This is a genomic window from Stenotrophomonas sp. (assembly GCF_031995405.1).
Lineage (GTDB): Bacteria > Pseudomonadota > Gammaproteobacteria > Xanthomonadales > Xanthomonadaceae > Stenotrophomonas.
This window is the reverse complement of sequence record NZ_DAMAGC010000015.1, coordinates 1-10,840: the sequence shown is the minus strand read 5'-3', so window position 1 is coordinate 10,840 and position 10,840 is coordinate 1. Positions and strand designations below refer to the sequence as shown.

The 10,840-nt window shown below is 67.1% G+C and carries 12 protein-coding genes; 11 read left to right on the top strand and 1 reads right to left on the bottom strand.

The annotated features are described in order from the left end of the window. Positions 1–1,446, bottom strand: a 1,446-nt coding sequence (gene ppsA / locus RTO53_RS04270; protein WP_312236635.1) for a phosphoenolpyruvate synthase, incomplete at its 3' end; no start/stop codon positions are given. A 143-nt stretch (positions 1,447–1,589) separates the two neighbouring features. Between ppsA and RTO53_RS04265 the strand changes: the two genes are divergently transcribed. From RTO53_RS04265 to RTO53_RS04215, 11 genes are all read left to right on the top strand, one after another. Further along, positions 1,590–2,411 carry a pyruvate, water dikinase regulatory protein gene (locus tag RTO53_RS04265; protein WP_256777228.1) on the top strand — a complete coding sequence of 274 codons (822 nt, stop codon included), beginning with the start codon at positions 1,590–1,592 and terminating at the stop codon, positions 2,409–2,411. Positions 2,412–2,530: 119 nt separating this feature from the next. Further along, on the top strand, positions 2,531–3,043 hold the full coding sequence (locus RTO53_RS04260) for a DUF1249 domain-containing protein (protein WP_312236634.1): 513 nt from the start codon (positions 2,531–2,533) through the stop codon (positions 3,041–3,043). A 59-nt stretch (positions 3,044–3,102) separates the two neighbouring features. After that, complete coding sequence (locus RTO53_RS04255; protein ID WP_256777247.1) at positions 3,103–3,591, top strand: 8-oxo-dGTP diphosphatase; 489 nt, start codon at positions 3,103–3,105, stop codon at positions 3,589–3,591. Between the two features lie 501 nt (positions 3,592–4,092). Then, positions 4,093–4,707, top strand: a complete 615-nt coding sequence (locus tag RTO53_RS04250; RefSeq protein WP_312236633.1) for a phosphatidylcholine/phosphatidylserine synthase — start codon at positions 4,093–4,095, stop codon at positions 4,705–4,707. Positions 4,708–4,756: 49 nt separating this feature from the next. Beyond that, a complete protein-coding gene (gene phaE / locus RTO53_RS04245; protein ID WP_312236632.1) occupies positions 4,757–5,899 on the top strand; it encodes a class III poly(R)-hydroxyalkanoic acid synthase subunit PhaE in 1,143 nt (380 codons plus the stop codon). Next, positions 5,896–6,963 (top strand): class III poly(R)-hydroxyalkanoic acid synthase subunit PhaC, encoded by a 1,068-nt coding sequence (gene phaC / locus RTO53_RS04240; protein WP_312236631.1) that lies wholly within the window; start codon positions 5,896–5,898, stop codon positions 6,961–6,963. The genes phaE and phaC overlap by 4 nt, the downstream gene beginning before the upstream one ends. Continuing rightward, on the top strand, positions 6,960–7,331 hold the full coding sequence (locus tag RTO53_RS04235; RefSeq protein ID WP_312236630.1) for a YfeK family protein: 372 nt from the start codon (positions 6,960–6,962) through the stop codon (positions 7,329–7,331). Before phaC ends, RTO53_RS04235 begins: the two co-directional genes overlap by 4 nt. Before the next feature lie 47 nt (positions 7,332–7,378). Next, a complete protein-coding gene (locus RTO53_RS04230; RefSeq protein WP_256777221.1) occupies positions 7,379–7,582 on the top strand; it encodes a PspC domain-containing protein in 204 nt (67 codons plus the stop codon). Next, positions 7,579–8,031 carry a hypothetical protein gene (locus tag RTO53_RS04225; protein ID WP_312236629.1) on the top strand — a complete coding sequence of 151 codons (453 nt, stop codon included), beginning with the start codon at positions 7,579–7,581 and terminating at the stop codon, positions 8,029–8,031. Before RTO53_RS04230 ends, RTO53_RS04225 begins: the two co-directional genes overlap by 4 nt. Before the next feature lie 145 nt (positions 8,032–8,176). Next, positions 8,177–8,392: a hypothetical protein gene (locus RTO53_RS04220; RefSeq protein ID WP_312236628.1), complete on the top strand. Its 216-nt coding sequence runs from the start codon at positions 8,177–8,179 to the stop codon at positions 8,390–8,392. 184 nt (positions 8,393–8,576) lie between these two features. Then, a partial coding sequence (locus RTO53_RS04215; protein WP_312236627.1) for a Tex family protein occupies positions 8,577–10,840 on the top strand: 2,264 nt, incomplete at its 3' end.

Here is a 10,840-nt window from a genome sequence, read left to right as displayed (position 1 = left end):
CAGCGGCGCCGGCGGCATGTTGCCCAGGTCGGTGGTGGTGCGCTCGAACGCGAGGATGCCGTCGTAGATGAAGCCGGTGTCGCCCTCGGCGCAGCTGACCGTCACTTGCTGGCCGTCCTGGATCAGCTGGGTGGCGTTGCCCGAGCCGACCACGGCCGGCACGCCCAGCTCACGGGCGATGATCGCCGCGTGGCAGGTACGACCGCCGCGGTTGGTCACGATGGCCGAGGCGCGCTTCATCACCGGCTCCCAATCGGGATCGGTCATGTCGGCGATCAGCACGTCGCCGGGCTGCACGCGGGCCATGTCGTCCAGGGTACGCACCACGCGGGCGGTACCGGCACCGATCTTGGCACCGACGGCGCGGCCTTCGGCCAGCACCTTGCCGTCCTTCTGGTTCAGCGCGAAACGCTCGATCTGGGTGGCATGGCCACGCGACTTCACCGTTTCCGGGCGTGCCTGCACGATGAACAGCTTGCCGCTGACACCGTCCTTGGCCCACTCGATATCCATCGGCCGGCCGTAGTGCTTTTCGATGACCAGCGCCTGCTTGGACAGTTCCTGCACGTCCTCGTCGCTGATGGAGAAGGTGTTGCGCAGCTCGGCCGGGGTGTCTTCGATGCGCACGCGCTCACCGGGCACATCCGAATACACCATGCGGATCGCCTTGCTGCCCAGCGAACGGCGCAGGATCGCCGGCTTGCCGGCATTGAGGGTGGGCTTGTAGACGTAGAACTCGTCCGGGTTGACCGCGCCCTGCACGACCATTTCGCCCAGGCCGAAGGACGAGGTGACAAACACCACGTCACGGAAGCCGGACTCGGTGTCCAGGGTGAACAGCACGCCGGAGGAACCCACGCCCGAGCGCACCATCAGCTGCACGCCGGCCGACAGGAACACGTCCTCATGCTTGAAACCGTGGTGGACGCGGTAGGCGATGGCGCGGTCGTTGTACAGCGAGGCGAACACTTCCTTGACCTTGAGCACGACATCGTCGGCACCGGTCACGTTGAGGAAGGTCTCCTGCTGGCCGGCGAAGGACGCATCGGGCAGGTCTTCGGCGGTGGCCGAGGAGCGCACCGCGACGGCGACATCACCGCCGCCGTTCTCGCTGCACAGCGTGGAGTAGGCGCTGCGGATGTCCTGGTCCAGGGCCGGATGCAGCGGGGCATCGATCACCCAGCCGCGGATCTCCTTGCCGGCGATCGTCAGCGCACCGACATCTTCCACGTCCAGCGTGGCCAGCTTGTCGAAGATGCGCTTGGACAGATCGTTGTGCGCGATGAAGTCCTTGAAGGCCTCAGAGGTGGTTGCGTAACCGCCGGGGACAGACACCCCCAGACCGGCGAGGTTGCCGATCATTTCGCCAAGCGACGAATTCTTGCCGCCTACGCGGGCCAGGTCGGCCAGGCGCAGTTCGTGCAACCACAGGATGTTCTCGTTCAAGCGCGATGCTCCGTTTGGCCATCGCCCGAGGCGGGCTGGATGGCCACGTCCGTAGGAAGAAGCCGATATGATGCCGGGCAGACTGCTATCGGCACAAGCTTGTATCGATAGCCTTTTTAAGCTTCGTAGGGGGTAAAAGCCGTATGTCGACGATCCGTCCGGTGTTCTACGTGTCCGATGGAACCGGTATCACCGCTGAAACCATTGGGCATAGCCTCCTGACCCAGTTCTCCGGGTTCAGCTTCATTACCGACCGGATGTCGTTCATCGATGATCCGGAAAAGGCGCGCGAAGCCTGTGAAAGGATCCGTGCAGCGGGCGAGCGCTACCAGGTGCGGCCGATCGTGGTCAGTTCCTGCGTGGACAGCGGCCTGAGTGTGATCCTCGCCGAAAGCGGCGGGTTGATGCTGGACGTGTTCGCCCCCTTCATCGAGCCGCTGGAGCGCGAACTGGCGGTCAACCGCCATTCCCGGGTGGGCCAGGCGCACGGCATGGTCGACTTCGAGACCTACCACCGGCGCATCAACGCGATGAACTTCGCGCTGACCCATGACGACGGCATTGCGATCAATTACGACGATGCCGACGTGATCCTGGTGGCGGTGTCGCGCGCCGGCAAGACCCCCACCTGCATCTACCTGGCCCTGCATTACGGGGTGCGCGCGGCCAATTACCCGCTCACCGACGAGGACCTGGAGCACGACCGCCTGCCGCCGCGGCTGCGGCCCTACCGCAAGAAGCTGTTCGGCCTGACCATCGACCCGGACCGCCTGCAGCAGATCCGCCAGGAGCGCCGGCCCAACTCGCGCTACGCCAACCTGGACACCTGCAAGCGCGAGGTGGCCGCGGCCGAGACCATGTTCCGGATGGAGCGCATCGCGACGTTGAGCACCACCCATACCTCGATCGAGGAGATCTCCAGCAAGGTGCTGACCACGCTGGGGCTGCAGCGCGAGCTGTACTGAGGCCGGGCGAGGGGAGGGCGGCAAGCGGCCGCAAGGTCCGGATGAACCGGTTTCGGCGCCGCCCTTTGGCCGGGGCGTCGCCGCCCCCACGTTGGAGGATCAACGTGTAGGATCGACCCATGGCCCAGGCAACGCCCCGTATCGAACGCATCCCCAGGCTCAGCCGGCTGAGCTGGCTGATGGGGCTGTACGCGGAAAACTACCAGCACCTGGTGCGGCTGTTCGCGCCGGCCGAGCTGGTGCCCGGCAGCTACGTGTCCTCCGTCGGCGATGGGCTGGACGTGCGCCTGGACGTCATCGAGTGCCACCGCTACACCGTGGAGCTGCGCCTGACCTACGATTTCGCCGACCCGGTGACCGGGCAGCCGGACCCGTCGGCCTATGTGCGCCTGTACCGTGACGCTCGCCAGGCCGAGACCACCCACTGCTACGTTGGCCGTCGCTGGCAGGACGTGGTGGGCATGTACCCGCCGCCGGCCGAACTGATCAGCCATCGCATGCGGATGAACACCTTCCTCGGCAAATGGCTGGAATACCTGGCCGAGCGTGGCCATGGCGTGGCCACCCTGCGCCGCGATGGCGACGCCTTGCCGGCCCCGGCCGACGCCCGTCGCACCCGCGTGACCGGCTGAGCCGACCGCCGCGCGAGGATCGCGCATAATCGGGGTTTGTGTCCGTGAGCCCATGCGTCATGCCCTATACCCCGATCGTGGCCACCCTCGGCTACGTGCTGTCACCCGATGGCAAGCAAGCGCTGATGATCCACCGCAACGCCCGTCCCGGTGACCTGCACCTGGGCAAGTACAACGGGCTGGGCGGCAAGATGGAGCGCGACGAAGACGCCGCTGCCTGCATGCGCCGCGAGATCCGCGAGGAAGCCGGCATCGAGTGCGGCACCATGCGCCTGCGCGGCACCATCAGCTGGCCGGGCTTCGGCAAGAATGGCGAGGACTGGTTCGGGTTCGTGTTCGTCATCGACGATTTCACCGGCACGCCGCTCACCTCCAACCCGGAGGGCACGCTGGAGTGGGTGGACCTGGACAAGCTGGAGACGCTGCCGCTGTGGGAAGGTGATCGCAGCTTCCTGCCGCTGGTGTTCGACGCCGAGCCACGCGCCTTCCACGGCGTCATGCCGTACCGCGATGGCGCGATGCAGTCCTGGAGCTACACCCGTCTGTAATCACGGCCGCCGGCCGATCACCACGCACCCGCGACGTTCATGGGCTTGACGGCCAGTGGCCGGCTCTGCCGACGCGCGAGCAGCAGAGGGACGTGCTGATCGACCACGCGCCCGTCGTTGCTGGCGCCTTGTTCGCGGCGTTCGCGGCGGGTCCACTCACCAGTTTGGCCCAGCCTTGCCGGTCAGCGGCAGCCCTTGGCGACATCGGGGCGGTGCGGCGATGACGATCGGTGATCAATAAATCACCACCGTCGCGTCTATTGAGACTGAGTTGTCCACAGGGGGTGTGGATGACTGGTGCGCAAGTTTGTGGATAAGCCCCGGCAGCCCCCGTCGGTTCTCGCTGTCAAGATGGGTGGCCAAAAATTCACCGCTGGTGGGGATCGCGTGAAGGCCGCGGCAACTGGACGGCCCCGCGCCGCAGACTGCCAAGGGGGGCCGCTCTGTCGCGGTTCGGGCCGCTCGCGGTACTCTCTTGTCACTGCCGTCTACAGATACTCCATGAAACGTCACTTCTCGATGCTGCGCGAGTTCCACCTGGCCGACTGGTTCACCCTGGCCAATGCTTTCTGCGGCACCGGCGCGGTCTTCGCCGCGATGCGCTTCCTGCAGGACGGGCAGCGCAGCTACCTGCTGTTCGGCATGGCCTTGATCCCGCTGGCCTTCATCTTCGACGCGCTGGACGGGCGGATCGCGCGCTGGCGCAAGTCCAGTTCCACCCTGGGCCGCGAACTGGACTCGCTGTCGGATGTCATTTCCTTCGGCGTTGCCCCGGCCGCGCTGGCCTATGCCTGCGGCATGCAGGGCGGTTGGGACTGGCTGGTGCTGAGCTATTTCGTGTGCTGCGGGGTCAGTCGGCTGGCGCGCTACAACGTGACCGCCGAGGCCCTGGCGGGCGAAGGCGACAAGGTGCCGTACTTCGAAGGCACGCCGATTCCGACCAGCCTGGCGCTGGTGGTGGTGCTGGCGGTGGCCGCCAGCATGGGCGCGATCGGCCACGACCTGTGGCTGGGCCGCTGGCAGCTGGGCCCGTGGCAGCTCCACCCGATGGTGCTGTTGTTCGCACTGTCCGGGTCGCTGATGATCAGCAAGACCCTGCGCATCCCCAAGCCGTGAGCCGGACCACGCCCATGCCGTTCGATTCGATCCTGCCGGTAGCCGTGTCATGAGCACCGCCGGCAGCGGCAGCAACGCAGGCGACGTCGAAGCCCTGGCCCGGCAGTATTTCAGCGCCTGGGGCGATGCGTTGCGGCATGCCGCCGGACCCCCCGGGCCGGGCGGTCCGGGCGCGCCGGGGCAGGGCAGTTGGCAGCAGGCGATCGACTGGTGGGCGCAGATGATGCCCAACGCGACCAGCAACCCCGCCGACGCGGCCGTGCATCGCTTCCGCGAGCAGGCCGGCGGCTGGTACGGCACGATGCAGCAGGTGGCCGCGCAGTTCGCCGGCCGCGATGCCAGCAGCGCCGACGTGGCCCAGGCCTGGAAGCAGGCGGTGGAGGGACAGGGCGACGGGCTGCTGCAGTGGATGCTGCAGGGCGCACGCGGGCGTACCCAGGCCGGCGGCCCGGATCTGTTGAAGCTGCTCGAAGCGCTGCAGCGCGATCTTGGCCCGTGGCTGCAGAGCCCGGCCTTCGGCCCCGGCCGCGAGCACCAGGCCCGCTGGCAGGCGCTGCTGCGCGCCCAGCAGGAGTACCAGGCGCACTCAAGCGACTACGTGGACCAGATCCGACAGGCGCTGGACGAGGCGTTCAAGCTGTTCGAGCAGCGCCTGGCCGAGCATGAGCAACCCGGCAACCAACTGACCAGCGCCCGGGCGATGTTCGACCTGTGGATCGAAGCGGCTGAAGAGGCCTACGCCAAGGTCGCCCTGTCCGAGCCGTTCCAGCAGGTCTACGCCGCGCTCGGCAATGCGCAGATGCGTCTGCGTGCGGCCACGCAGCAGGAAATCGAACGCGTCTGCGAGGCGATCGGCATGCCGACCCGCACCGAAATGGATGCCGCGCATCGCCGCATCACCGAACTGGAGCGCCTGGTCCGGCGCATGGCGGCAGGCAATGCGCCGAAGGCGTCATCCGCGCAGCGCGGCGACGCGCCCGCAACGAAACCATCCGCGCCGCCGACCGCGCCGCCGCCGGTTCGCAGGCGCGCTGCTGCCAACGTCGCGCCGGCGGCTGCACCGCCCGCGTCGGCCACCGCGTCGAAGGCCCCCGCGAAGAAAACCGCCCGCAAGTCCGCGTCCAGGACCGCCGCCAGGCCGGCAGCGGCCAAGCCCGCGGCGGCGCGGCCGAAGAAGACGCGCACCCCATGAAAGGGCCGCTGGGATTCAACGCCGAAGACCTGCTGCAGGAGACTCTGGCCATGCAGCGCAAGCTGCTGGATGGGCTCACCCTGCTTCCGTCGGTGGATGACGTCGACTACGGCGCCACCGAGCGCGAGGAAATCTGGCGCGACGGCAAGGTGGCCCTGTACCGCTTCGTCGGCGCCGACACGCCGGTGCATGCCACCCCGTTGCTGATCGTCTACGCGCTGGTCAACCGCCCGTACATGGTCGACCTGCAGGCCGACCGCTCGCTGGTGCAGCGGCTGCTGGCGCTCGGCCACGATGTGTACGTGCTGGACTGGGGCTATCCGGACCGCTCCGAGCGCTACCAGACGCTGGAGGACTACCTGCTGCGCTTCGTCGATGGCGCGGTGGACCATCTGCAGGCGCAGAGCGGCGCACCCATCAACATGCTCGGCATCTGCCAGGGCGGGGTGTTCGCGTTGTGCTATGCCGCGCTGCGCCAGCACAAGCTGGCCAACCTGATCACCATGGTCACCCCGGTCGATTTCCAGACGCCGGACAACATGCTTTCGCACTGGGCCCGGCAGGTGGACGTGGACCTGCTGGTGGACACGCTGGGCAACATCCCGGCCGACCTGATGAACGCCAGTTACCTGATGCTCAAGCCGTTCCGGCTGAATGTGCAGAAGTACGTCGGCCTGCTCGACATCCTCGATGACAAGGCCGCGCTGGAAGATTTCCTGCGCATGGAAAAGTGGATCTTCGATTCTCCCGACCTGGCCGGGGAAACCTTCCGCGACTTCATCAAGCAGTTCTACCAGGACAACGGGCTGATGCACGAAGGTGTGCGCATCGGCGAGGAAACCGTCCAGTTGTCGCAGGTGACCCTGCCGGTGCTGAACATCTACGCCGAGCAGGACCATTTGGTGCCGCCGGATGCGTCACGTGCGATGCGCGGGCGGATCGGCAGTGCGGACTACACCGAAAGCAGTTTCCGCGGCGGCCACATCGGCATTTACGTATCCGGCCGCGCCCAGCGCGAAGTGCCCGGTACCATCACCGATTGGTTGAAGGAGCGTTCGCGATGAAACTGCATGTCCTGCCATGGCTGGCCCTGGCACTTGTCGCCCCGGGCATTGCCCAGGCCGCCCCCAGCGATAGCGCCCGCCGCGAGATCGCCGGGTTGATCGGCGCGCTGGATGGGTCCAGCTGCCGCTTCCAGCGCAACGGCAGCTGGCACGACGCCACCGAGGCGCGCGCGCACCTGCAGCGCAAGTACGACTACCTGCTGAAAAAGGACAAGGTGGATACCGCCGAGCAGTTCATCGCGCGCGCCGCCAGCCAGAGCAGCATGACCGGCACCCCTTACCGCATCGCCTGCCCGGGCCAGCCCGAGCAGACCGCCGCGGTCTGGTTCGGGGCCAGATTGAAGGCCCTGCGTCAACGCACGCCGTAGACATCGCCCGCGTTACAGTCCGCCATCGCCTGCCGGAGACCGCTGCCATGAACGCCACCCCACGCCCGCTGTCGCGCTCGCTCAACGACCGCATGATTGCCGGGGTGATGGGCGGCATCGCACACCGTTTCGGCTGGAGCTCCACCCTGGTGCGGGTGCTGTTCGTGCTGGTCTCGGTGCTGTCGGCGGCCTTCCCGGGCATCCTGGTCTACCTGATCCTGTGGCTGTTGATTCCCAACGAGGCCGATTGAGCCTGCCGCCCGTGGCGCTGCGCGTCCTGCAGGGGCTGGGCGCGCTGTGGACCGCGCCCAATACCCTGATCGGACTGATCGGTGGCCTGGCCGGGATGGTGGCCGGCGCGCGCCCGTCGTGGAACCGCCGCGACCTGGCGATCGTGTTCCGTGACTGGCCGTGGGGGCCGGGCGGGGCGATCACCCTGGGCAATGTGATCCTGCACACCGGGCCGGTGCTGGACGTGCCTTGCCGCACCTACGCCCATCAGGCCGGCCACTGCACCGAGCCGGTGATCGGCCTGCACGACCATGAGCGCGCCCACGTTTACCAGTACCTGGTATTGGGCCCGCTGTATCTGCCGGTCTATCTGCTGTGCGGAGGCGTGAGTGCGCGCAATCCGTTCGAGCGCGCCGCCGACGTCTACGCGCTTACCGGACGCGGCTGGTGGCCGTTATCCGGGCGTTAAATCGGTGTAAATAAAACGTCGTGCAATGCGACGTCATCTGCATGCAAACAATCGTTATTAGGCTAAATGACGAATCAGTCAGGTTCGGCGCGGTAAGCTGGTGGCTGTTGTATATGCACGATGCTTTATTGGAGGAACACATCACATGGCAATCGTTCTTTATGTCGGTGGTAGCAAGGATGGCGACAAAGGCCTGGTACCGCACGGTTTCAGCAAGTCGCGGGCCGAGACCGAACAGGGTCCGGAGATCTACACCGAACGGTTCATGGAACTGCAGGGGATCGGCCGGATCCGGGTGATGGCGCTGGAGTCGATGCGCGATGACATCGTCCACCAGCGTACGTCCCAACTGTACCGCTGAGCGCGTTAGTGCCGGCCGTGGGCCGGCTGTAGGTGTGGTTGGGCATTTGCGTGGCGCCGGCCAGCGGTCGGCACCACGTGTGCCATTACGGCGACAGGTTAGGCGTCCGCTGTCAACGCCTTCCCCCCGCCGCCCGGCGTTGCCACAATCGGGTCTTTCCGTACTGCGGCTCCGGCCGGAAGCAATGCCTGACATCAAGCTCGCCCAGCAGATCGCCCAGACCATCGCCGATGAAATCGGTGCCCAGCCTGCCCAGGCACGTGCCGCCATCGCCCTGTTGGACGAAGGCGCCAGCGTCCCGTTCATCGCCCGCTACCGCAAGGAAGTCACCGGCGGCCTGGACGACACCCAGCTGCGCAACCTGGAAAGTCGCCTGACCTACCTGCGCGAACTGGAAGACCGCCGCGCCGCGGTGCTGTCCAGCATCGAAGAGCAGGGCAAACTCAGCGACGAACTGCGCAACGACATCCTCGGTGCGGACACCAAGTCGCGGCTGGAGGATCTGTACCTGCCGTACAAGCCCAAGCGCCGCACCCGTGCGCAGATCGCGCGTGAAGCCGGCCTGGAGCCGTTGGCCGATGGTCTGCTGGCAGACCCGGGCCTGGATCCGCAGGTATTCGCCGCAGGATTCGTCGATGGCGACAAGGGCGTTGCCGACACCAAGGCCGCGCTGGAAGGCGCCCGCGCGATCCTGATGGAGCGCTGGGGCGAAGACGCGGCGCTGGTCGGCGAACTGCGCACCTGGCTGGGCGAGCACGGGGTGATCCGTGCGCGCGTGGCCGAAGGCAAGGAAGAGCAGGGCGCCAAGTACCGCGATTATTTCGAACACGCCGAATCGCTGGCGAAGATTCCCTCGCACCGCCTGCTGGCGCTGTTCCGCGCGCGTCGCGAGGAAATCCTGTTCCTGGAACTGGACCCGGGCCCCGACGCCGAGGCCGGCCACCAGTACGGCGAAGGCCGGGTGGCCCACAACGCCGGCATCCGCGACGCGGGTCGCCCCGGCGACCGCTGGCTGCTGGATGCGTGCCGCATGACCTGGCGCGCCAAGCTGCACATGCACCTGCTGCTGGACCTGTTCAACCAGGCCCGCGAGAAGGCCGAGGCCGAAGCTATCGCCGTGTTCGGCGACAACCTCAAGGACCTGCTGCTGTCCGCGCCGGCGGGCCCCAAGGCCGTGCTCGGCCTGGACCCGGGCATCCGCACCGGCTGCAAGATCGCGGTGGTCGATGCGACCGGCAAGCTGGTGGCCACCGACACCATTTATCCGCACGAGCCGCGCCGCCAGTGGGACCAGTCGCTGCACACCCTCAAACAGCTGTGCGTGCAGCACAACGTGGACCTGATCGCGATCGGCAACGGCACCGCCAGCCGCGAGACCGACAAGCTGGCCGGTGAGGTGATCAAGGCACTGGGCGAGACGAAGCTTCAGAAGATCGTGGTCAGCGAGGCCGGCGCATCGGTGTATTCGGCCTCGGAATTCGCGGCCAGGGAATTCCCGAACCTGGATGTGTCCATCCGCGGCGCGGTGTCGATCGCGCGCCGCCTGCAGGACCCGCTGGCCGAACTGGTGAAGATCGATCCGAAGGCGATCGGCGTGGGCCAGTACCAGCACGACGTGGACCAGTACCGGTTGGCGCGCGCGCTGGACGCGCGCGTGGAAGACTGCGTCAACGCGGTGGGCGTACACGTCAATACCGCGTCGGCCGCGCTGCTGTCGCGGGTGTCCGGGCTGTCCTCCACCGTGGCCGAGAACATCGTCCGCCATCGCGATGACAACGGGCCGTTCAAGCGCCGCAAGGACCTGCTCAAGGTGCCGCGCCTGGGCGACAAGACCTTCGAACAATGCGCCGGCTTCCTGCGCATTGCCGATGGCGACCAGCCGCTGGATGCGTCCTCGGTGCATCCCGAAGCCTACCCGGTGGTCGAGCGGATCGTGGCCGCCACCGCGCGCCCGATCAAGGCGCTGATCGGCGATGGCAGCTTCCTGCGCGGGCTCAAGCCCGAACAGTTCACCGATGCCACCTTCGGCGTGCCGACCGTGCGCGACATCCTCAAGGAACTGGAGAAGCCCGGTCGCGATCCGCGCCCGGAGTTCAAGGCCGCGCGTTTTGCCGATGGCGTGGAAGAGCTCAAGGACCTCAAGGTCGGAATGATCCTCGAAGGCGTGGTCAGCAACGTGGCCGCCTTTGGTGCCTTCGTCGATATCGGCGTGCACCAGGATGGCCTGATCCACATCTCGGCGCTGTCGGACACCTACGTCAAGGACCCGCGCGACGTGGTCAAGGCCGGCGACATCGTCAAGGTCAAGGTGCTGGAGGTGGACGTGGCGCGCAAACGCATCGCCCTGACCCGGCGCCTGGACGATACCCCGGCCCCGGCCAAGGCCCCCGGCGGGCGCGATGCGCGCCCGGCCGGCGGCGGCCGTCGGGATGCGGGCGGTGGCGGTGG